Raw genomic sequence first — 21,773 nt, forward strand, 5'->3', positions numbered from 1 at the left:
CCGGCTTCGTGCGCCGTGGGATTCGATCAGGACAAGCCGATGTCTTTCCGCCTCGGCGATTCGAAAATCCGGTGCGGCTGCCCGGCGTATCTTCATCCAGTCCCACTCATTTGTGTAATGGCGTACTCACGCCGTGTACTGAAAGGCTTCTTCCGCAGGTCAATCAGTTGATCGAGAGGGACATCCATGTCGGTTGGTTCGGTTGGTTCGGTCGGCGACGAGGTCCGGACCGAGCAGGCGCCACCGCAGCAGAGCCTCGGCACCGCAGCGGCGCGGAACCTGGCCACCACCACCAAGTCAGCACCGCAGATGCAGGAGATCACCTCCCGGTGGCTCCTGAAGACGCTGCCCTGGGTACAGGTGCAGGGTGGTACGTACCGGGTGAACAGGCGGTACACCTACGCCGTCGGCGACGGCCGCGTGACCTTCGTACAGACCGGCGAGCGGGTCGAGGTGATCCCGGCCGAGCTGGGCGAGCTGCCCGCGCTGCGCGGGTACGAGGACCAGGCGGCGCTCACCGAACTCGCCCAGCGGTGCACACAGCGCGAGTTCGCCCCCGGCGACGTCGTCGTCGAGGCCGGGTCGGCCAAGGACCGGGTCTTCCTGCTCGCGCACGGCAAGGTCGAGAAGATCGGCACCGGCCCCTACGGCGACGAGGCCGTCGTCGACGTCCTCGCCGACGGCGCGTACTTCGGCGACACGGCCCTCCTGGACGGCGCGGCCGACTGGGCGTACACCCACCGGGCCGCCACCGCGTGCGTGATGCTGGAGCTCACCCGCGCCGACGTCCTGAACCTCGCGGAGCGCGCCGGCTCCCTCGCCGCGCATCTCGCCGGCCTCGCCGCCGTCCCGCACCAGCGGACGAACAGGTTCGGCGAGAAGGAGATCGACCTCTCCTCCGGGCACAGCGGCGAACCGCTCATCCCGCACACCTTCGTCGACTACGACCCCGCCCCGCGTGAGTACGAACTGAGCGTCGCCCAGACCGTGCTGAAGGTCCACACGCGCGTCGCGGACCTCTACAACCAGCCGATGAACCAGACCGAGCAGCAGTTGCGGCTCACGGTCGAGGCCCTGCGCGAACGCCAGGAGCACGAGCTCGTCAACAACCGCGAGTTCGGCCTGCTCTCCAACTGCGACTACGGGCAGCGGCTCCAGCCGCACGAGGGCGTGCCCGGCCCGGACGACATGGACGAGCTGCTCTCCCGCCGGCGCGGCAGCAAGATGTTCCTGGCCCACCCCAGGGCCATCGCCGCGTTCGGGCGCGAGTGCAACAGGCGCGGACTGGTCCCGGAGAGTATCGACGTCGGCGGGCACCGCATCCCGACCTGGCGCGGCGTCCCGATCTACCCGTGCAACAAGATCCCGATCAGCGACGCGCGCACCACGTCCATCATCTGCATGCGTACCGGTGAGGCCGACCAGGGCGTGATCGGCCTCCACCAGACCGGTATCCCCGACGAGATCGAGCCGAGCATGTCGGTCCGTTTCATGGGTATCGACGAACAGGCGATCATCTCGTACCTGGTCACGGCCTACTACTCGGCGGCCGTCCTGGTACCGGACGCCCTGGGCGTGCTGGAGAACGTCGAGGTCAGCCGCTGGAGGTGAGGGCCGGGTACGGGCCGGGGCGCCCCGCACCGACGCCCCGGCCCGTATCCCCGCCCAAGAGACAGGCAGACCGCAGGCGCACGAGCGGAGGAGGAGACCGTGACGACGACCAGCTCGGACATGACCGGTACGCGGCACGAGGGCGACGGCCGGGACGCGGTGGCGCTCCTCGACCGCACCCACGCCGTCGTCACCCCCCGGCTGCGCGCCGACCTCGCCACCCTGCCGGACCCCCTGCGGCGCGTGGCCATGTACCACTTCGGCTGGGAGCACGCCGACGGCAGCCCCGCCGCGGGCCGGGCCGGCAAGGCGATCCGCCCGGCGCTCGTTCTTGCCTCCGCCCGCGCCCTGGGCGGTGATCCCGCCCTCGCCGTACGGGCGGCCTCCGCCGTGGAGCTGGTGCACAACTTCACGCTGCTCCACGACGACATCGTCGACGAGGACCGGACCCGCCGGAACCGGCCCACCGCCTGGACGGTCTTCGGCATGCCGGACGCCCTCGTCACCGGGGACGCCCTCCACGCCCTCGCCCTGGGCGTCCTCGCCGAGGGCGGCGACCCGGTCTCGGCTGCGGCCACGGCCCGGCTCGGCGCCTGCGTGGTCGAGCTGTGCGCGGGCCAGCAGGCCGACTGCGCCTTCGAGGAGCGCGGCCCGCTCGACGTCTCGCTCCAGGAGTGCCTGGCCATGGCCGAGGCCAAGACAGGGGCGCTGCTCGGCTGCGCCTGTGCCCTCGGCGCGCTGTACGCGGGCGCCGGGGAGGCGGAGGTCGCGGCGATGGACGCCTTCGGGCGGCAGGCGGGCCTGGCGTTCCAGCTGATCGACGATCTGATCGGCATCTGGGGCGACCCGGAGCGCACCGGCAAGCCGGCCGGGGCGGACCTGGCCGCGCACAAGAAGTCGCTGCCCGTCGTGGCGGCGCTCACCTCGGGCACGGACGAGGGCGCGGAGCTGGCCGAGCTGTACCGGCGGCCGGTCCTCGACGACAAGGACGTGGCCCTTGCCGCGGAGGCCGTCGAGCGGGCGGGCGGCCGGGACTGGGCGCAGGCGGAGGCGGCCGACCGGATGGCGCGGGCGATGCATCAGCTGTCCCACGCGGTGCCGGACCTCGGGGCGGCGGGAGAGCTGCTGGCGCTGGCGGAGTTCGTCACACGGCGTACGCACTGAGTGCGCACGCACCGAGTGGGCGCCCCGTACGGGGTGCACGCACTGAGTGGGCACCCCGTACGCACCGAGTGCGCCCTGCGTATGTCCTGGCCGCGCCTGCGGTACGGCACTGATCACACAGCCGGCTCACCGCGGCCCACCGTGGCGCGTGCGCCGTGGCGCGCCGGTCGTACCGGCCGCCCGGTGGGCCCTTCAGCCTTGAGCAACGCGCTCAGCGGGCGGGCACGATCCGTTCGACGACCGTCTCGATCACCCGGTCGAGCTCCTCGCCGGGGAGCATCCCCGGCAGCGTGAGGTGCTCCAGCAGCAGGCCCGTCATGGCCAGGTAGAGGACCAGCACCGTATCGGCGTCGCCGGGCAGCCCCGCGTCGAGATGGAAGCGGATGTTCCGGTCGAGCTCCTCGCGGACGGTCCTGTTCAGCCTGGCCTGGAGTGCCGGACGGCGGGTCGCCTCCAGACGCAGCTCCAGCATCGCCAGATGGCCGGTGCGCTCCTCCGTCATCCGCCGGACCAGCCACTTCATCAGCTCGGCGACCAGCTCACGGCTGGGCTCCGGGCGCAGCGCCGTGTCGATCTGCTCAGGCGCCGGCGTCATCCGGACATGGATACGGGACCCCGCCTGGGTTAGGAGATCGTCGCGGCCGGTGAAGTAGTTGGACGCCGTACCCGCCGGGACCCCGGCCTGGGCGTCCACGGCCCGGAACGTCAGACCCCGGGCTCCTTCGCGGGCCAGTACGTCGATGGCGGCGTCGAGCAGCGCCAGCCTGCGCTCGGGGTTTCTGGCCATGGGCCTTCCCTTCCTTCTCCTCGTCCATCGGGTGTCCGTAAAACGCGCTTGCAGAACCACTACGCTCGGAGCACTATATCCGCAGTGGTTATCTCTGATCCGAGACCGAAGGGCCCCTATGCGCAAGCTCACCTACCTCGTCGCCTGCTCGCTCGACGGCTTCATCGGCGATCCGAAGGGCGACGCCTCCTCGATGTTCCAGTTCCTGGACGAGGAGTACCTGGACTATCTGAAGACGGAGTATCCCGAGACTCTCAATATCGAAGGGCGTCGGATGCTCGGCGTCGCCGATGCGCCCCCCAGGCACTTCGACACCGTCATCCAGGGCCGGGCCAGCTACCAGCTGGGCCTGGACGCCGGACTGCCGAGCCCGTACGGGCACCTCCGGGAGATCGTCGCGTCCCGCACCCTGGGGACCTCCCCGCACCCGAACGTGGAGATCGTCTCCGACGGCCTCGTCGCCCGTGTCCGGGCCCTCAAGGCCGAGGACGGCCCGCTCGGTATCTGGCTCTGCGGCGGCTCGCGCGTCGCCGGAGAACTGCTCGACGAGATCGACGAGCTGGTCGTCAAGACATATCCGCAGGTGTACGGCTCCGGCATGCCCATGTTCGGCGACACCGGCTTCGCCGTCACCGACTTCACCCTGGGTGATCTGCGCACGTTCCGTAACGGCGTCGTCGTCCGCAGCTACAGCCGTAATCGCTGAACAGCAATATCCTTGAGGTATGGGCAGCGAACGAAGCCGAACCGTCCGCGGCCCGCAGACGGATCAGGCGCGGGAGCCTGTCTGTCCCGCCTGCGGACAGCCTGTCGGCACGGCCATACAGCGACGCAAGATACTGGGCGCCTGGGTTCCGATCTGGCGCCCCCTCCCCTGTCCCAACCCCGACTGCGAGCGCTTCGGCAGGACGCCGCGCGAGGCCGGGAACCTGTCCCACCGGAGAGCCGCAAAGAAGGCCAGGAGGGCGAAGCGACGAGCATCCCGGAACGAGCCGGGCAACAGCACCAAGATCGGCTGAAGTCAGGCTCCTGGGGTGTCCGGCGTCACGTCGGAGGCAGTCATACCGCTACAGTCCGCGCCATGTCATCGGAGTCATCGGAGTCATCGGAGTCGAAGGAAGTCTGGACCGGCTGGTACCGGGACCGGCGAGGTGCGGAAGCGATCGTCATCACGGCGGACGGTCCTGGTGTCAGCACCCGCATCAGGGGTGTGCGCTACACCGGCGGCGGCTTCGCCGCGCTGCGGGCGGCCGAGGAGAACGGCGGCCTGCCGTTGACCGGCTGTGTCCTGGAATGGGATCTGCCGCTGCCGGTCGTCACCGACGGCACACCCCAACAGGGCACCCTGAGCTGCCTGTTGGCGCTGGGTGAAGCACTGTCCGACGGCTCACCCGAGCGGGTGGACCTACAGCTCACGCTGCACTGCGGGGGCGCCGCGTACGAATCCGGGGTCACCGGGGGCGACTTCGACCAGGCCCTCGACCGGATCCTGCGGCAGCTGCCGCCCGGGGCGCGGTTCGCGCGGAACCTCATCGAGGCGGCATAGCGGCGAGGCGCCCCGCGTGGAACGCGGGGCGCCGGCGTACGTCCGGGTGTTGCCGCCCGGCCGTGCTCAGGAGGCCGTGCTCAGGAGGCCGGGTCAGGAGGCCGGGGTCAGGGCGGCCGCCAGGCCGTTCCGCCACAGGTAGTCGACCCGGGAGCGCTCCCGCGTGTTCGGGACCGCGTTCTGGCATGACGGGCCGGGGCCGCCACCCGACATCAACTCGCTGCACGGGCCCGAGTAGTGGTCCGGCAGGCCGAGGACGTGCCCTGTCTCGTGTGCGGTGACGCGGGTCGAGTTGTAGATCTGGTTCTGCCGGTAGTCGAGGAAGATGTAGCCGCGGCCGTGCCCGTCGGTGCTGGCGTACGAGCCGCGCGAGTCGTTGCCCTCGTAGTACCGGAAGTCCGGGTTGCCGCCCTCCTGGAGCTTCACATTCCTGACCGAGCTGTTCCAGATCTGCGTCGAGCGGGCTATCTGGGTGCGGAAACTCGGGGCGTTGGCGGCAGAGTAGACCACCGTGACGGCCTGGGTCCCCGGTGTCGCGGCGCGCTTCTCCGCGACCGACTTCATGACCGCCTCGAAGAACGCCTTGTTGGCCCTCGCGTCCTCCGCCGAGCCGGCGTAGGCGGCATAGGAGGAGTACGCGGCGGGGACGGAGGCGGTAGTGCCGCCCGATGCGGGGGGTGCGGCGGCGGTGGCGGTCGTGGCGGCGGGCACGGCCGCGAGTGCGGCGGCGACGCTCAGCGCGGCGGCCAGTACGGCCCTGGGGTGTCTCATGGGGGGCTCCTACTCGTCCTGAACGGTTGGGTGGACGCGTTCGGTGGACTGAGTGTCGGGGAGCCCGGAGCCCGTGCGGATGATGTCAAGGGTCAATAGCACGAACGCATCCCCCCGACAACTCCCTTTTGTCTCAGGGCAATTCATGGGGTCGGGATGTCTGGTGCGGTGCACGGTGAGCGCCCTACGCTCGGGGCATGGAGCTGGAGGTGAGGCATCTGCGGGCGCTGTGCGCCATCGCCGACACGGGCAGCCTGCACAAGGCCGCACGCTTCCTGGGCATGAGCCAGCCGTCGCTCACGACGCAGTTGCGGCGCATCGAGAACGCGCTCGGCGCGGAGCTGTTCATCCGTGGGCGCACCGGCTGCCGGCCCACCCCGCTGGGCCGCGACGTCCTGAGCCGCGCCCGCCCGCTGGTCGCCCAGATGTCCCTGCTCGTCAGCGAGACCCGCGCGGCCGCCGCGCGCGCCGACGGCACCAGGCTCCGTATCGGCTCCACAGCCAGCCGCGCACTGGCCGGCTGGCTGCGCAGGCTGCGACAGCGGCTGCCCGGCACGGACCTCACCCTGCACATGGACGTCTCGGCCAACGCCCTGCTCCGAGCTGTCGCGGCCGGCCAACTCGATGTCGCGTTCGTCCACGAGGTGGAGGGCTGCCCGCTACGGGTCCCGGACGGCCTTGAGGAGCACGTCATCGTCCAGCGGGAGCCCCAGTTCATCTCCATGGCCCGCGACCACCCGGCCGCCGCCGCGCCCGTCGTCGACCTCGCGGACCTCGCGGACGACCGCTGGATGGTCGACCCCACGGTCGACGGCGAATGGGACGGCCTGCGCCGCGTCCTGAACGCGGCCGGAATCGACCCGCCGGTCCTGCACGCCGACTACCACACGGCGGCTTCCCTCATCGTGGTCGGCGAGGCCGTCGCCCCCTGCCAGCCCACGTCGGGCCCTCGCGACGACATGGCGATCCGCCCGTTACGCGACGACCCCCTGGCCGTAAGGCTCCTTCTCTACCACCGCCCGGGTGACGGAACGATCCCCGTGTACGGGACCGCCCGCACCGAACTCTCCGCCGCCTATCGCGAGGCCGCCCTCCGCACCGTCACATACCGCCAGTGGCTCCTCCGGCACGGCAGCCCACTCCTGTGCGCGGGATGAGCCCGACGGACGTTGAGGGACACCCGGCGAAAGCGGAACGGCCCGGCCCCCATGCGGGGGCCGGGCCGTTCCGTGACTGCCGTGTCGGACGATTGAGCCGACGTCAGGCCTTCTTGGTCTCCCAGAAGATGCGGTCGATCTCGGCGATCAGCTCCAGGGCCTTGGCGCCGGTCTTCGGGTCCGTGGACCCCTTGGCGGCCGACAGGGCCTTCAAGGTGTCGTTGACCAGGACGTGCAGCTCCGGGTACTTCTCGAAGTGCGGGGGCTTGAAGTAGTCGCTCCACAGCACGGAGACGTGGTGCTTGGCGAGCTCGGCGCGCTGCTCCTTGATCACCGTGGCGCGAGCCTGGAAGTGCGGGTCGTCGTTCGCGGCCATCTTCTCCTGGATGGCCTTGACCGAATCGGCCTCGATACGGGCCTGGGCAGGGTCGTAGACACCGCAGGGCAGGTCGCAGTGGGCGCTGACCTTCACCTTCGGGGCAAACAGGCGGGAGAGCATGCTGCTGTCCTTCCTCGTGATCGTCTTCTCAGGTGGGACATTACTCGGTGACAGACCGGTTTTCGCGAGTGCCCCCTGGGGCTTAGGACAAAAGTCCAGGGAGATCATGGGACTCGTGGAGGAACCGCACGAGGAATGCCCGGCAGGTGGTGGACGCTGATGACGGATCGAGGGCGTGGGCCCGTGCTGCCCTTCGGGGTGGCGGAGGTGACGGGGCCGTCCATGGTGCCGACGCTGCACCACGGAGACCAGCTGCTGGTGCACTACGGGGCGGCTCTGCGGCCCGGGGTGGTGGCGGTGCTGCGGCATCCGCTCCAGCAGGATCTGCTGATCGTCAAACGGCTGGTCGAGCGCCGTGACGGGGGCTGGTGGGTGCTGGGCGACAACAGGGGCGCCGAGGCGGTGGACAGCAGGGCCTTCGGGGCGGTGCCGGCCGAGCTGGTGCTGGGGCGGGTGCGGGCCCGGTACCGGGGCATCCGTCCCGGGCGTCAGCGGTCCCTGGGCGTCGTACTGGCGTGGCTGCTCTCCGCCGTGCGGCCGGTGCTCGCCGACCGCTCGCTCTCCAGGCGCTTGCGGGCCCGGTAGGCGGCCACGTTGGCGCGGGTCGCGCACCGGTCCGAGCAGTAGCGGCGGGAGCGGTTCGTGGAGGTGTCCAGGTAGGCGTTACGGCACGGGGCGGCCTGGCACAGGCCGAGCCGGTCGGCGCCGAACTCCGTCAGGTGGAACGCCAGGCCCATCGCGGCGATCGCCGCGTACCCGGCGGTCGCGTTCGACGGGTGCTCGGCCAGATGCATGTGCCAGCGCGGCCGCCCCTCGTCGTCCAGCAGGTCGTGGCCGGAGATCTGCGGGCTCACCGGGAACTCCAGCAGCAGCGAGTTCAACAGGTCCACCGCCCGCGCCTGGTCCCCCGTGTCGGCCGCGCCGAAGACGGCCCGCAGACGGCCCCGTACGGCCCGGAAACGCGTCACGTCCGCGTCCGCCACCCGCCGCGCCATCTGCGACATGTCACCGAACAGCTCCCGTACCGCCTCGACCGACGTGAGGGAGTCCTTGTTGCGCGCCGGCTCCTCGGTGTTCACCAGTCGCACGGCGTAATCCGAGTAATAGGCCAGTTCCACTTCTAATCCTTACCGGGGCGGTGTGGGGTTCCGACAGGTCAAGGGTAAGAGATGAGCCCGTGACGAGGGTGTTACGGAGGATGCCTTGGTCCGGCACCGGCCACCGCTGCCGCCTGTGGCACAGGAAGTATCACGAAAGGGCCGGGCCGGCGGTTCCCGGAGTCTCTGGCTCCGCATGTGAGAGGGGCGGTACGGGTGTCCACCCGTACCGCCCCTCTCCCCACAGCTCACCCGGCCGGTCAGAGCACCTTCGACAGGAACGCCTGTGTGCGCTCGTGCTGCGGGTTCGTGAGGACGTCCCGCGGGTTGCCCGACTCGACGACGACACCGCCGTCCATGAAGACCAGCGAGTCGCCGACCTCCTGGGCGAAGCCCATCTCGTGCGTGACGACGACCATCGTCATACCCGACTCGGCCAGGTCGCGCATGACGTCCAGGACGTCACTGACCAGCTCCGGGTCCAGCGCCGATGTGGGCTCGTCGAACAGCATCAGCTTCGGCTCCATGGCCAGCGCGCGGGCGATCGCCACACGCTGCTGCTGGCCGCCGGAGAGCTGCGACGGATAGTGGTTGGCGCGGTCGCCCAGACCCACCCGGTCCAGCAGCTTCAGCGCCCGCTCCCGGGCCACGGACTTGGACTCGCCCTTGACCTGGACCGGCGCCTCCATGACGTTCTCGACGGCCGTCATGTGCGGGAACAGGTTGAAGCGCTGGAACACCATGCCGATGTCCCGCCGCTTCAGCGCGACCTCGCTGTCCTTCAGCTCGTACAGCTTGTCGCCCTTCTCGCGGTAGCCGACGAGTTCCCCGTCGACGTACAGCCGCCCGGCGCTGATCTGCTCCAGGTGGTTGATGCACCGCAGGAACGTCGACTTGCCGGACCCGGACGGGCCGATGAGGCAGAACACCTCGCCGTTGTTCACCTCGAGGTCGATGCCTTTGAGGATGTGCGCCGCGCCGAACGACTTGTGGACACCCTCGGCCTTCACCATGGGGTGACCGCTCGCGGAACTCATACGCTGACCTTTCCGACCTTGCTCGGCACGCGGAACCTGGTGAGCTGCCCCTTGATCCGCTGGAGCGGAGTGGGCGGCAGCGCGCGGTTGGATCCGCGGGCGTAGTACCGCTCCAAGTAGTACTGGCCGATGCTGAACACAGTGGTCAGCGCCAGGTACCACAGGGAGACCACGATGTAGCCCTCCATGATGGCCAGGGTCCGCGAGCCGAACTCACGGCCCCGCAGGAAGAGCTCGCCGTAGCCGATGGCGAACGCCAGCGACGAGGTCTTCAGCATGTTGATGAACTCGTTCCCGGTGGGGGGAATGATCACCCGCATGGCCTGCGGCAGCACGATCCGCCGCATGGTCTGGGTGCCCTTCATGCCGAGGGCGTGCGCCGCCTCGGTCTGGCCCTGGTCGACCGACTGGATGCCGGCCCGGGTGATCTCCGCCATGTACGCGGCCTCGTTCAGGCCGAGCGCGAGGAGCGCCGCCACGAACGGCGTCATGACCTCGTTCATCTCGTTCTTGTAGATGAACCCGAGGTCCAGGGTCTGGAAGATCAGGGACAGGTTGAACCAGAGCAGGATCTGGACGATCACGGGGGTGCCGCGGAAGAACCAGATGTACGCCCAGGCGACGGAGGAGAGCACCGGGTTCGGCGAGAGCCTCATGACGGCGAGGATCGTGCCGAGGACCACACCGATCACCATGGCCAGGACGGTGATCTTCAGGGTCTCCCAGGCGCCCCAGGCGAAGGTGCCGTTGGTGATCTGCTCGCCGACGACGCTCCACTGGATCTGGGCCCCGGCGAAGGCGTTCACCAGCAGAGCGAGGAGCACCAGCACCACGGCCGTGCCGATCCAGCGGCCGTAGTGACGCACGGGGATGGCCTTTATGGTCTCCGGCGGGATGCCGGAGTCCTCGGGCGCGGGGGAGGAGCCCCCGGGGTTGGAGGAGTCCCCGCCGCCGTCCGGTGGGACCGCGGCGGAGTCCTTCTTGAGGGGGTCAGTCACGGAGTTGCCTTACGTGGGTGGGACGGGTCGAGCGGTGGCGCGTCACTGGCCGGCGTTGATCGTGGCCTTCTCGATGGCCCCGGACTCGGCCTTCCACTTCTTCAGCACGTCCATGTAGGTGCCGTCGTCGATGATCTTCTGGACGGCGGCCTGCAGGGCGTCGCGGAGCTCGGTGTTCTTCTTGCTGACCGCGATGCCGTACGGAGCGGCGTCGATCTGGTCACCCACGACCTCGAACAGGTTGCCGCCGCCGGCCTCCAGCTCGTTGTACAGCGCCACCGGGAAGTCCGTGATCACGGCGTCGGCGCGCTTGGTCTGCAGCTGGGTGATGGAGTCGGTGTCCTGGTCGGAGATGAACTCCTTGATCTTCTTGTCGCCGCACTTCGCCTGCTGCGCCTTCAGCAGGTCCTCGTTGGCCGTACCGCGCTGCGCGGCCACGGTCAGGCCGCACAGGTCGTCCAGGCCCTTGATGTTCTTGGGGTTGCCCTTGTGGGTGAGGATGGCCGAGCCGGCCTTGAAGTAGTTGACGAAGTCGGCGCCGCCCTTGGCGTCCTCGGTCGCGCCCTGCTGGCGGGCCTTGGTGTCCGTCATCGACGACATGACGATGTCGTGGCGGCCGTTGTTCATGCCGAGGACCAGCTGGTCGAAGGTGGCGTTGGTGAACTTGAACTCCACGCCGAGGACCTTGCCCAGCTCCTTGCCGAGGTCGACGTCGACGCCGGCCGGCTGGTTGTTCTCGTCCATGAACTCCATCGGCGCGTACGCGATGTCCGAGCCGACCGTGATGACGCCCTTGTCGCGGATGGACTGCGGCAGCTTGTCCGCGAGCGGGGCGGCCGTCGCCGTCCCCTTCTTCTCCTGGTCCGAGGCGCCGTTCGTCTGGTCGCCGCAGGCAGTGAGCAGCAGGGCGCCGGCGACCGCGGTCGCTGCGACCGCGACGGTCCGGGACGTCCGCGGCGTCCGGTGCTTCGTGGCGGTCCAGCGGCGGGTGGTGCTTGCGGTCATGGTCGGTTTCCTCCGGCGGGTGAAAGGAATGCCAATGGGACGGGCACGCACCTTCGGGTGTCGCGACCTCGTGTGATTACGGCATCTTGCCATTCGGACCACCCGTAACAAGGGCCTCAGCATGTCAAAATCGGGTAACGGGTGACCCTCGAACCTCAACGACCCGGCCCACCATGGCCGGACCTTCTGCGGGATCTTCGTCTGCGGGCCGAAAAATCTCCTGTCGATCTCGACATCTGGACTGGATTGCGGTAGCAATCCGGGGCTCACGATGACTTGTCCAGACATTCGCCTATGAGTCATGTCACCGTGAGGCGGTGCGATCCGTACCGATTGTCCTGATATCTCGCCACAGGATACCTGGCCATGCCACGGAGTGCCGTCCCGGATCCGTGACCCGCGTCGCGGGAAACCGACTCGTCTGCGGTGCCCTCCGTCGGGTAAGAAGGATCCTTACACCCCTCATCCGGGGCTCAGGGCGCGTTGTGCGGCGCGCCCGCGCGTACGTACCCATCCCCGCAAGGGCGGGCCAACCGCCGGCGCGGGGCACGGACGCGGTGCCAGCCCACCCCTCCTCAACCAGGAGTGGACACCCTCAACTGATGAAGACCTAAGGGGTCAACCCACATGGCAGCGGAGATCGTCAACCCTCGTAGCGACAGCGATACCGACGACGGTACGCAGAACGCTTCGGACGAACCCTTCGATCCGGCTTTCGCCCTCCACCGGGGCGGGAAGATGGCCGTGCAGGCCACCGTGCCGGTCCGGGACAAGGACGACCTGTCCCTCGCGTACACACCCGGCGTCGCCAAGGTGTGCAGCGCGATCGCCGAGCAGCCCGAGCTCGTGCATGACTACACCTGGAAGTCCCAGGTCGTCGCCGTGGTCACGGACGGTACGGCCGTCCTCGGCCTCGGTGACATCGGGCCCGAGGCCTCGCTCCCCGTGATGGAGGGCAAGGCCATCCTGTTCAAGCAGTTCGGCGGCGTGGACGCGGTGCCCATCGCGCTCGCCACGACCGACGCCGACGAGATCGTCGAGACCGTCGTCCGGCTCGCCCCGTCCTTCGGCGGTGTGAACCTGGAGGACATCTCGGCGCCGCGGTGCTTCGAGATCGAGCGCAGGCTTCAGGAGCGCCTCGACATCCCCGTCTTCCACGACGACCAGCACGGCACCGCGATCGTCACCCTCGCGGCCCTGCGGAACGCGGCCAAGCTGACCGGGCGGGGCCTCGGCGAGCTGCGCGCCGTGATCTCCGGTGCGGGCGCGGCAGGCGTCGCCATCGCGAAGTTCCTGCTGGAGGCCGGTATCGGCGACGTCGCGGTCGCCGACCGCAAGGGCGTCGTCAGCCGGGACCGCGAGGACCTGACGCCGGTCAAGCGGGAGCTGGCCGAGATCACCAACCGTGCGGGCCTGTCCGGCTCCCTGGAGAGCGCCCTGTCCGGTGCGGACGTGTTCATCGGCGTCTCCGGCGGTACGGTGCCGGAGCCGGCGGTCGCGTCGATGGCACCGGACTCGTTCGTGTTCGCCATGGCCAACCCGAACCCGGAGGTCCACCCGGACGTCGCGCACAAGTACGCGGCGGTCGTGGCCACCGGCCGGTCGGACTTCCCGAACCAGATCAACAACGTGCTGGCCTTCCCCGGGATCTTCGCGGGCGCGCTGCAGGTGCGGGCGTCCCGGATCACGGAGGGTATGAAGATCGCGGCGGCCAACGCGCTGGCGGACGTCGTCGGCGACGAGCTGGCGGCCGACTACGTGATCCCGTCGCCGTTCGACGAGCGGGTGGCCCCGGCGGTCACCGCGGCCGTCGCGGCCGCGGCCCGCGCGGAGGGCGTCGCCCGCCGCTGACCGACCCACCACGCAGGGCCGCGTCGCTTCCCGTGCGGGGTGCGCGACGCGGCCCTGTGGTCTGTCTGCGCCCGCGGGTCTCGTCGAGGGGGCCGGCGCACACCGCCAGGCCGGTACCCGGCCGGGGCGGTGTGCGCCGGGGCCTCGTTCCGGGGGAGCGGTCCCGTACAAGCGCCTGACAGGGCACCCGTGCCGGTCCGTCGCGCCCCGGCCGAGCCGGGTCCGGCCGCGGCGGCTGCTTCAGCGGCACTCGGGGACCGCTACCGACGACTCACCCGCCGTGGGCCTCATCCGCGCGAAGACGGGCGCCCCGGCCGGTGTGAACGCGCTCGCGGACACCACGGACGTCACGGACACCGCGCGGCACTGCCGACAGTCGTATCCCGGCCTTCGCGTTCCCGGCCGGCGGCATGCGGCGCCGCACGACCGCCCCGGTCGCCAGGCCCGGTGGTCGGCGGCGTACGCCGGGGCGCCACCCGGAAGTCTTGGTTCCGTCACTCGCGTCTGGTCTGATGCGCTCGCCCCACCCCCAACAGCCCCGGGAGGCGCGAGTGAATCTGGTCGTCAACGGAGACGCCGAGAGCGGGCCCGGAGGGACGCCCGAGCCCGTCGGTGCCGTGACCGGCTGGCAGGTCGTCCAGGGCGCGCCCGCGCTCGTCGCGTACAGCTACGGCGGGGGCTACCCCACCGCCAGGGACCCGGGCCCGGCCCGCCGCGGCAGCCGGTTCTTCTCGGGCGGGAACTCGCCCCGGACGGCGCTGCTCCAGGACATCGCGCTGCCCGCGGCCGGGCACGCCGCGATCGACGCCGGACAGGTGCGGTACACCCTCGAGGCCTGGCTCGGCGGGTATGCCGCGCAGGAGGACGGCGCCCGGCTGTCCGTGGAGTTCCGCGACCGCAGGGGCACCCCCGTCGCGCTGAGCGTCCTCGGGCCGGTCACATCCCGCGAGCGGCACGGCCGTACCGGCCTGGTGGAGCGCACCGCCGAAGCCGCCGTACCGCCCGGCGCCCGTAGCGCGCGGCTGCTCCTCGTCCTCACCCGCACCGGCGCCGGCACCTCCAACGACGGGTATGCCGACGGGATCTCCCTCTCCCTCACCACCACCGGGGGCGCGCTGTGACGCTCAATCGACGTGATCTGCTGAAGAGCGCCGCCGCCGTCGGCGGCCTGAACCTGGCGTGGCCGCTCAGCGCCGGGCTCTCACCCGCCCAGGCCCGGGAGGCCGCCGAAGCCCTCGGCGCCACCTACGAGGCCGCGCCCTTCACCCTGGGTGTGGCCTCCGGTGACCCCACCGCGACCGGGGTGCTGCTCTGGACCCGTCTCGCGCCCGAGCCTCTTGCCGCCGAGCAGCCGCTGCCCGAGGTCGTCGAGGTCGGGTGGGTCGTCGCCGAGGACCCGGCGCTCGACCGGGTCGTCGCCCGCGGCACCGCGCCCGCCTCCGAGACGCTCGGGCACAGCGTGCACGTCCCAGTGGGCGGGCTCGCCCCGGGGCGGCACTACTGGTACGCGTTCACCGCGCTGGGGCGCACCAGCCGGGTCGGGCGGACCCGGACCGCGCCCGCCGGGCCCGTGCCCCGCGTACGGTTCGCCGCCGCCAACTGTCAGGCCTTCCACGACGGGTACTACGCCGCGCACCGCGGCATCGCCCGCGAGGACGTCGACTTCGTCGTCCACCTCGGGGACTACATCTACGAGCACGGGCCCGTGGGCGGGGACCATGTCCGGGACCACGAGGGCCCGGCCGTCCTCACGCTCCCCGACTACCGGCGTCGGCACGCCCTCTACAAGGGCGACCCGTCCCTGCGCGACGCGCACGCCGCCCACCCGTGGTTCCTCACCTGGGACGACCACGAGGTGGCCAACGACTACAGCGGTACGGGCGGCGGGGCACCGTTCCTGCGGCGCCGGGCCGCCGCGTACCAGGCGTGGTACGAGAACATGCCGCATCGCGACCGGTCGGCGACCTCGGCCCTGCCCGACCCGGAGATCCACCGGGTCCGCCGCTGGGGCGACCTGCTGGAGCTCACCGTCCTGGACCTGCGCTCCCACCGCTCCGCGCAGAACCTGCCCGACGGCACCATCCTGGGCGCCGAGCAGAAGTCCTGGCTGAAGGGCACCGTCGACCGGGCGCCCGACTCCTGGCACGTCTGGGCCAACTCGATCATGCTCAGCCAGCTCCGCTCGCGGCCGGGCGGCTCATACATGTTCACCGACCAGTGGGACGGCTTCCTCGCCGAGCGGAAGGAGGTCCTGGGCCATGTGCACGGCAGCGGCCTGGAGGACCTCGTCGTCATCACCGGCGACTGGCACTCGGCGTTCGTCGACGACCTTCGCGTCGACTTCGACGACGACTCCTCGCCGCTGGTGGGCACCGAGTTCACCGCCCACTCGGTGAGCTCGGGCGCGTACTCGCCGGACTGGAACGCCACCAACGGCCCCCTCATGGGCCGCGGCAACCCGCATCTGAAGTACTTCGAGGGCAACCGCTACGGCTACGACGTGTACGAGGCCACGCCGGAACGTTTCAGCGCCCATATGCGGGTCATCGCCGACCGGCGGGACCCCGCCTCGCCGGTCACCACCCTGACGTCGTTCCACATCGACCGGGGGAGGGCCGGGTCGTACGAGGACCCCGCCACCGAGAACTCGCCCGCCCAGTGGCGCCGCGACTGACGGACCGACGGGCCGACACGCTGACGGGATGCGTGTCACACCGGTGCGTGGTTCCGCCACGCACCGGCCCGCGCCTAGTCTCAGGGCCATGTTCGCTGCCTATGCCGCACGTATCGACCGCGATCAGCCCCTCAACGGCCTGGAGCTGGGCGACCGCCCGGAGCCCGAGGTACGGCCGGGCTGGACCACCGTCACCGTCAAGGCCGCCTCCCTGAACCACCACGATCTGTGGACCCTGCGGGGGGTCGGTCTGGCCGAGGACAAGCTGCCGATGATCCTCGGCTGCGACGCCGCCGGCCTCGACGAGGACGGCAACGAGGTCGTCGTTCACTCCGTCATCGGCCAGACCGGCCACGGCGTCGGGCCGCGCGAGCCGCGCTCGATCCTCACCGAGCGCTACCAGGGCACGTTCGCCGAGCGGGTCGTGGTGCCCGCCTGGAACGTGCTGCCGAAGCCCGCGGAGCTGAGCTTCGAGGAGGCCGCCTGCCTGCCCACGGCGTGGCTGACCGCATACCGGATGCTGTTCACCAACGCCGGGGTCCGCCCGGGCGACTCCGTGCTCGTGCAGGGCGCGGGCGGCGGCGTCGCGAGCGCCGCGATCGTGCTGGGCAAGGCGGCCGGGCTGCGGATGTACGCGACCAGCCGCGACGAGGCCAAGCGGAAGCGGGCCGTCGACCTGGGCGCGATCGACGCGTTCGAGCCGGGGACGCGGCTGCCGCGGCGCGTCGACGCGGTGATCGAGACGGTCGGCGCGGCCACCTGGTCGCACTCGGTCAAGTCCCTGAAGCCGGGCGGCACCCTGGTGATCTCCGGCGCGACGAGCGGCGACCGGCCCTCGCACGCCGAGCTGACCCGGATCTTCTTCCTGGAGCTGAAGGTCGTCGGCTCGACGATGGGTTCCAAGGACGAGCTCGAGGACCTGCTCTCCTTCTGCGCCGCGACCGGGGTGCGGCCGGTGATCGACGAGGTGCTGCCGCTGGACCGGGCCCGGGAGGGCTTCGCGAAGATGGAGTCGGGGGATCTCTTCGGGAAGATCGTGCTGACCCCGGGGAACTGAGCCCGCACCAGCTATTGATGGTTCGTCAGATCTACTGATGGGATCTCCGGCATCGCGTACGAGTCACGCCATGCCGGAGGTCTCATGCGTACCACCGCAAGCGCCGTAGCCCTCTCCGCCGTCCTCCTCGCGGCGGCGGCCCCCACCCCCTCCGTCGCCGGTGAGCCGGGTGTCCCGCGTCTCACCGACGACCGCGGCCGCGTCCTCACCCTGCGCGGCTGGAACATCGAGGACAAGGCCAACCGCGGTGACGCGGCCCTCTCCGCCGTCACCGAGCGCCACTTCCGCGACCTGTCCGCGCACGGCTTCGACTTCGCCCGGCTGCTCGTCTTCTGGGACGACCTGGAGCCGCGCCCGGGCCGGTACAGCGAGGCGTACCTCCGGAAGATCGAACGGATCCTCGACTGGGCGCACAAGTACCGCGTCCAGGTCGTCATCGACGCCCACCAGGACGTCTTCGGTCCGGCCTTCGGACACCGGGGCGTACCGGAGTGGGCGACCCGCACCGACGGGCTGCCGTTCACGCCGCACCCGGACGACTGGTTCGCCGAGTACTTCGAACCCGCCGTGCAGCGCGCCTTCACCCATCTCTACGAGGACGAGGACCTGCGGCGCGCCCAGGCCGCGATGTGGCGGGTGCTCGCGGACCGGTTCGAGCACCATCCGGCAGTACTGGGCTACGACCTGATCAACGAGCCGATGGGCGAGCTGCGGCCCGGCGAGGACCTGCCGTCGGCGGCCCGCCGGATCGAGGCCGACCAACTGACGCCGATGTACAACCGGCTCGCGGCGGCCGTGCGCTCGGTGGACCGGGACAACTGGCTGTTCGTGGAGCCGACGCCGATCGTCGGGGAGGGCGTCCCGACCGCGCTCGGCAAGATCAAGGACCCGAAGGTCGTCTACGCGCCGCACTTCTACAACACCGCCATGGAGGCGGGCGCCGACTACGACCCGGCGGCCGGCTGGATCGAGGCGTACGAGGCGGCGGTCGTGGCGTACCCCAAGGCGCACAAGGTGCCGGTGGTCGTGGGGGAGTGGGGCCCGCTGAACAACGCCCTGCCCAACATGGGCCGGTTCTACCGGGACGCGATGGCGTCGCTGAACCGCTACAGCTCGGGCTCGGCGGGCTATGTGTGGTGCTACGGCGGCGGGTACTGCGCGGTGGACGCGGAAGGGCGGTTCCGTACGAACAAGGAGCTGACGGCGGCGCCGTACGCGGCGGCTGTGGCGGGCGCCGTACGGGAGGAGACCCACGCGGCGGACGCGTACCGGGTGACGTACACCGCCGTGCGCGGGGCCACGGAGCTGTCCCTGCCGCCGAGCCCGCGCGGATGGCGGGTCGAGGTGGCGGGGCGGGCGTGGCCGCGGGCGCGGGAGGTGGCGCCGGGGGAGCGGGCGACGCGGGTGGTGGTGCGGGCGGCGCCGGGGGCGGTGGTCACGATTCGCGTCAGCCGGCGTTGACGGGAGGTATACCGGTTCGCTGCGGGCGGGCGTTCCGCAGGCTGGAACGGGCGGGCACGGCGAACCGGCCGGGTGCGCCGTCCCGTTACTCCGCGTCGGGACGCAGGAGCGCCGTGATGCGGGCCGCCGCCGTCGACAGGTGGTGGCGGGTCTCCCTCAGTTGGGAGTCCGTCACGCCGTGGTCGCGGGCCGCGTCGCGGATTTCGTCGCGGAAGCGGTCGAGGAGGCGCTCCAGGTCGCGGGCCGCGTCCCCGGTCGGAGCCGGCTCCTCGGCCCGGTCGGGGGTGCGGGACGGGTCCGGCTTCACGTGCGGGGGGGACGGGGGCGGCGGTGTCGCGCCGAAGAGGCCGCCGAGGCGGTTCGTCAGCTCCGCGAGGCCGTCGCGCACGCCGGACGGCCAGTCGCCCTGGGCGATGTGCTCCTGGACCTGCTGGGCGACCCGCTGCATCTCCTGGCGGGCCCGCTCCTGCGCCTCCTTCGCCTGGTGGCGCGCGTTCACCGCCTCTTCGCGGGCGCGGCGTGACTCGTCCTTGGCCCGCCGGGTCTGCTCCCGCCACTCCAGCTTGGCCCGCCGCAGCTCCTCCTTGGCGCTGCGCCACGCCTCCCAGTCCTGGCCGCCTCCCGTGCGCCGGTTCTCGCCCGCCGCCGTGCGCATCTCGCTGCGCAGCCGGCCCGCCGCGCCGCGTACATCGTCGCGGATCTCGGCGGCCAGTTCGGACACCGACTCGCGGATCTCCTGCTCCAGGTCGGCCAGCTCGCCGCTGCGCGCGGCGAGTTCGGCGCGCCCGGCGTCGGTGATCGAGTACACCTTGCGGCCGCCCTCGGAGGCGTGCGTGACCAGGCCCTCGGCCTCCAGCTTGGCGAGCCTCGGATACACGGTCCCGGCCGATGGCGCGTAGAGGCCCTGGAAGCGCTCCTCCAGGAGCCGGATCACCTCGTAGCCGTGGCGGGGCGCCTCGTCGAGGAGCTTCAGCAGATAGAGGCGGAGACGGCCGTGGGCGAAGACGGGGGGCATGTCACAGGACCTTTCCGGAAGGGACTTCGGCGTCCTCGGGGCGGCGCAGCAGAGCGATCGCACCGGACAGGGTCGTCGCCTCGAGCGTGCCGGTGCCCGCGCCGAGCGTGCCGGTGATCTGCTTGGCGCCCCACGTCCCGCCGACCCGGAGCGTGTCGAACGCGTTCGACACCGCGCCGCTCGTCGTGTTGGCCTCGACCCGCGCGTCCGTCCGGTGCGGCAGCCGGATCGCGATCTCCCCGGACACGGTGGTGACCCGGATGTCCGTGGGGTCGCCCGCCGGGCCGACGTCCACGACCATGTCGCCGCTGACCGACTCCGCCCGTACGGACGTCCCGGAGCCCTCGACGACCGTGAGGTCCCCGGACACGGACCGGAAGCGGAGGCCCCCGGTGACAGCCTGCGCCTCCAGGCCGCCGGACACGGTCTCGGCCCGCACCGGGCCGGAGAGCCCGACGAGGGTGACGCCGCCCGACACGCCGCGTACGCCCGTACGTCCCCGTATCCCGGAGACCATCGCTCCGGCGCCGACCGCCTCCACCTCGACCGACGCGTCGGCCGGCACGGCGAGTGAGATGACCGCGCCGCGGTTCCGGGCGTTCGGCAGGAGCCCGCTCAGGAAGCCCTTCCGGGCCAGATCCTCGTACGCGACGGTGAGCGTCCCGCCCTCGTGCGTCACGGCCAGCGGCGGACCGTGCAGCTCCGACACCTCCAGGCGGGCCGCGCCCTCGTCCGTGCCGACGACATTGACCGCGCCGTCGACGATCCGCACGCGCAACGTCGTCACGGGGTCGTCGAGGGTGAGTTTCATCGGCTCGGTGACGGACCACTCCGGCATGGTGCTGACCCCCTCGGCTGCTCGACGCCGCCGCTCGTCGCGACAACGCGGCATATCGCGTCTCTCCCGATACACGATATATCGCGGCCGGGGTAAGTCAAGCCCGTCGTAAACGGACAAATTGACCTAGCGTAGGCTCATGAACGCGACATCGACGGGCGCGCTGCTGCTGTGCCGGGCCGACCCGGACGCGGTCCAAGCCCCGGCCCAGCTGCTGCGCGAGTACGTGGTGCTCGCCCCCGCGGGTGCCGGCTGGAGCCTCCTCGTCCCCGAGGGCCGCCCGTGGCTCGACGGCTCCGAACCGGTCGAACGGGTCGCCGCCGGATGGGCCACCGCTCTCGCGGTCGGCGCGCCCTGGCCGGTCGTCGCCCTGTGGTGGGACGCCGACCGGGCGGGCTACACCCTCGCGTCCGGGTTCCGCAGGCCCGTCGGGTACACCTGGCTCGCGGACGGCACGCCCGTCGGCGAGGACGAGGCCATGGTGACGTTCGCCGAGCGGCTCGGCCTCGACCCGGTCTTCGACGTCCAGGCGCTCCGCCCCCTGACGCGCGCCGACCGGGACGCCGACGCCCGCGCCCGCCTCCTGGGGCTCATCGCCGTACTGGCCCGCCTCGACCTGGCGCTCCCGCCCGGCGTACAGCCCGGCGAGCCCACCACGCACCTGCGCGCCGCGGCCCAGGCGGGCCCGGACGCCCGGCACGTCGAGGGCCAGGGCTGGCGCGACACCGTACGGGCCGAACTCGACATCGTCGAACACGGCCGCTTCGGACCGTGGCTCCGCGGCCCCCGAGCCCGGCTCCTGGCGACCGCTCAGCTCACGGCCGGGCTCCCGCTCCTCGCCTGGGCACTCGCCCGGCGCACCCCGAGCCCCGGCTGGGCGGCCACCGGGGCGCTGCTCGTCGTCCAGGGTGTGCTGGGGCTCACATACGACCGGATGCGGGCACACAGGCAGGCGCCCGTTCCCGGGCGGACGGGCTGACCGCTCGTCCTACTCGTCGTCCTCGTCGTCCAGCCGCGCCAGCCACGTCGCGAGCCGCTCGACCGGCACCTCGAAGTCCGGGTTCAGATCGACGAACGTCCGCAGCTGCTCGGCGAGCCACTCGAAGGTGACCTCCTCCTCGCCGCGCCGCTTCTCCAGCTCCTCGATGCCACGATCGGTGAAGTACAAGACACGCTCTCCTGATCCTGCGGGGGCTCGGCCCCGG

General features: G+C 71.2%; 22 protein-coding genes. 12 read left to right on the forward strand and 10 right to left on the reverse strand.

Annotated elements, in window-relative coordinates; genetic code table 11:
* The first annotated feature begins 186 nt into the window (after positions 1–186).
* Both FVS66_RS29795 and FVS66_RS29800 read left to right on the forward strand, forming a co-directional pair.
* Complete coding sequence (locus FVS66_RS29795) at positions 187–1,611, forward strand: family 2B encapsulin nanocompartment shell protein (RefSeq protein WP_149184348.1); 1,425 nt, start codon at positions 187–189, stop codon at positions 1,609–1,611.
* A 120-nt stretch (positions 1,612–1,731) separates the two neighbouring features.
* Complete coding sequence (locus FVS66_RS29800) at positions 1,732–2,775, forward strand: family 2 encapsulin nanocompartment cargo protein polyprenyl transferase (protein ID WP_149184389.1); 1,044 nt, start codon at positions 1,732–1,734, stop codon at positions 2,773–2,775.
* A 211-nt stretch (positions 2,776–2,986) separates the two neighbouring features.
* Here FVS66_RS29800 and FVS66_RS29805 read toward each other — a convergent pair whose 3' ends face one another.
* Positions 2,987–3,562 carry a TetR/AcrR family transcriptional regulator gene (locus FVS66_RS29805; RefSeq protein WP_149184349.1) on the reverse strand — a complete coding sequence of 192 codons (576 nt, stop codon included), beginning with the start codon at positions 3,560–3,562 and terminating at the stop codon, positions 2,987–2,989.
* A gap of 118 nt (positions 3,563–3,680) precedes the next feature.
* On the opposite strand from FVS66_RS29805, the gene FVS66_RS29810 reads away from it, so the two are divergent.
* Together FVS66_RS29810 and FVS66_RS29820 are read left to right on the forward strand one after the other, a co-directional pair.
* Positions 3,681–4,268: a dihydrofolate reductase family protein gene (locus tag FVS66_RS29810; RefSeq protein WP_149184350.1), complete on the forward strand. Its 588-nt coding sequence runs from the start codon at positions 3,681–3,683 to the stop codon at positions 4,266–4,268.
* 375 nt (positions 4,269–4,643) lie between these two features.
* A complete protein-coding gene (locus FVS66_RS29820; protein ID WP_149184352.1) occupies positions 4,644–5,108 on the forward strand; it encodes a DUF6304 family protein in 465 nt (154 codons plus the stop codon).
* A gap of 93 nt (positions 5,109–5,201) precedes the next feature.
* Here the strand turns inward: FVS66_RS29820 and snpA are convergent, their stop codons facing one another.
* Complete coding sequence (snpA, locus tag FVS66_RS29825; protein ID WP_149184353.1) at positions 5,202–5,879, reverse strand: snapalysin; 678 nt, start codon at positions 5,877–5,879, stop codon at positions 5,202–5,204.
* 197 nt (positions 5,880–6,076) lie between these two features.
* Between snpA and FVS66_RS29830 the strand changes: the two genes are divergently transcribed.
* The gene (locus FVS66_RS29830) at positions 6,077–7,036 is read left to right on the forward strand and encodes a LysR family transcriptional regulator (protein WP_149184354.1); all 960 of its coding nucleotides are present in this window, start codon (positions 6,077–6,079) and stop codon (positions 7,034–7,036) included.
* Positions 7,037–7,139: 103 nt separating this feature from the next.
* Here the strand turns inward: FVS66_RS29830 and sodN are convergent, their stop codons facing one another.
* A complete protein-coding gene (gene sodN, locus FVS66_RS29835) occupies positions 7,140–7,535 on the reverse strand; it encodes a superoxide dismutase, Ni (protein ID WP_149184355.1) in 396 nt (131 codons plus the stop codon).
* Between the two features lie 159 nt (positions 7,536–7,694).
* Here sodN and sodX point away from each other — a divergent pair, with 159 nt between their 5' ends.
* Positions 7,695–8,120 (forward strand): nickel-type superoxide dismutase maturation protease, encoded by a 426-nt coding sequence (gene sodX, locus FVS66_RS29840; RefSeq protein ID WP_149184356.1) that lies wholly within the window; start codon positions 7,695–7,697, stop codon positions 8,118–8,120.
* Here sodX and FVS66_RS29845 read toward each other — a convergent pair.
* From FVS66_RS29845 to FVS66_RS29860, 4 genes are all read right to left on the reverse strand, one after another.
* Positions 8,024–8,653: a CGNR zinc finger domain-containing protein gene (locus FVS66_RS29845; protein WP_149184357.1), complete on the reverse strand. Its 630-nt coding sequence runs from the start codon at positions 8,651–8,653 to the stop codon at positions 8,024–8,026. The genes sodX and FVS66_RS29845 overlap by 97 nt on opposite strands.
* Before the next feature lie 239 nt (positions 8,654–8,892).
* Entirely contained in the window at positions 8,893–9,669 is a 777-nt protein-coding gene (locus tag FVS66_RS29850; RefSeq protein WP_316248229.1) for an amino acid ABC transporter ATP-binding protein, read from the reverse strand.
* Positions 9,666–10,667: an amino acid ABC transporter permease gene (locus tag FVS66_RS29855; protein WP_149184358.1), complete on the reverse strand. Its 1,002-nt coding sequence runs from the start codon at positions 10,665–10,667 to the stop codon at positions 9,666–9,668. Before FVS66_RS29855 ends, FVS66_RS29850 begins: the two co-directional genes overlap by 4 nt.
* A gap of 42 nt (positions 10,668–10,709) precedes the next feature.
* Positions 10,710–11,672 (reverse strand): ABC transporter substrate-binding protein, encoded by a 963-nt coding sequence (locus FVS66_RS29860; RefSeq protein ID WP_149184359.1) that lies wholly within the window; start codon positions 11,670–11,672, stop codon positions 10,710–10,712.
* Between the two features lie 627 nt (positions 11,673–12,299).
* On the opposite strand from FVS66_RS29860, the gene FVS66_RS29865 reads away from it, so the two are divergent.
* From FVS66_RS29865 to FVS66_RS29885, 5 genes are all read left to right on the forward strand, one after another.
* Positions 12,300–13,523: an NADP-dependent malic enzyme gene (locus FVS66_RS29865; RefSeq protein ID WP_149184360.1), complete on the forward strand. Its 1,224-nt coding sequence runs from the start codon at positions 12,300–12,302 to the stop codon at positions 13,521–13,523.
* A gap of 551 nt (positions 13,524–14,074) precedes the next feature.
* The gene (locus FVS66_RS29870) at positions 14,075–14,644 is read left to right on the forward strand and encodes a phosphoesterase (protein ID WP_149184361.1); all 570 of its coding nucleotides are present in this window, start codon (positions 14,075–14,077) and stop codon (positions 14,642–14,644) included.
* Positions 14,641–16,197 (forward strand): alkaline phosphatase, encoded by a 1,557-nt coding sequence (locus FVS66_RS29875; RefSeq protein ID WP_149184362.1) that lies wholly within the window; start codon positions 14,641–14,643, stop codon positions 16,195–16,197. The genes FVS66_RS29870 and FVS66_RS29875 overlap by 4 nt, the downstream gene beginning before the upstream one ends.
* Positions 16,198–16,285: 88 nt before the next feature.
* Positions 16,286–17,254 (forward strand): zinc-binding dehydrogenase, encoded by a 969-nt coding sequence (locus tag FVS66_RS29880; RefSeq protein WP_149184363.1) that lies wholly within the window; start codon positions 16,286–16,288, stop codon positions 17,252–17,254.
* Positions 17,255–17,338: 84 nt separating this feature from the next.
* On the forward strand, positions 17,339–18,715 hold the full coding sequence (locus FVS66_RS29885; protein ID WP_149184364.1) for a cellulase family glycosylhydrolase: 1,377 nt from the start codon (positions 17,339–17,341) through the stop codon (positions 18,713–18,715).
* Positions 18,716–18,800: 85 nt separating this feature from the next.
* Here FVS66_RS29885 and FVS66_RS29890 read toward each other — a convergent pair whose 3' ends face one another.
* Positions 18,801–19,730, reverse strand: coding sequence for a PadR family transcriptional regulator (locus FVS66_RS29890; protein ID WP_149184365.1), 930 nt, complete (start codon positions 19,728–19,730; stop codon positions 18,801–18,803).
* A 1-nt stretch (position 19,731) separates the two neighbouring features.
* Positions 19,732–20,568, reverse strand: coding sequence for a DUF4097 family beta strand repeat-containing protein (locus FVS66_RS29895; RefSeq protein WP_149184366.1), 837 nt, complete (start codon positions 20,566–20,568; stop codon positions 19,732–19,734).
* Between the two features lie 139 nt (positions 20,569–20,707).
* Here FVS66_RS29895 and FVS66_RS29900 point away from each other — a divergent pair, with 139 nt between their 5' ends.
* Positions 20,708–21,547, forward strand: a complete 840-nt coding sequence (locus FVS66_RS29900) for a hypothetical protein (protein ID WP_149184367.1) — start codon at positions 20,708–20,710, stop codon at positions 21,545–21,547.
* Positions 21,548–21,556: 9 nt separating this feature from the next.
* Here FVS66_RS29900 and FVS66_RS29905 read toward each other — a convergent pair whose 3' ends face one another.
* Positions 21,557–21,736 carry a DUF6104 family protein gene (locus FVS66_RS29905; RefSeq protein WP_003992906.1) on the reverse strand — a complete coding sequence of 60 codons (180 nt, stop codon included), beginning with the start codon at positions 21,734–21,736 and terminating at the stop codon, positions 21,557–21,559.
* Between the last annotated feature and the right edge of the window lie 37 nt (positions 21,737–21,773).

This window comes from Streptomyces sp. TRM49041, from assembly GCF_008271805.1.
GTDB lineage: Bacteria > Actinomycetota > Actinomycetes > Streptomycetales > Streptomycetaceae > Streptomyces.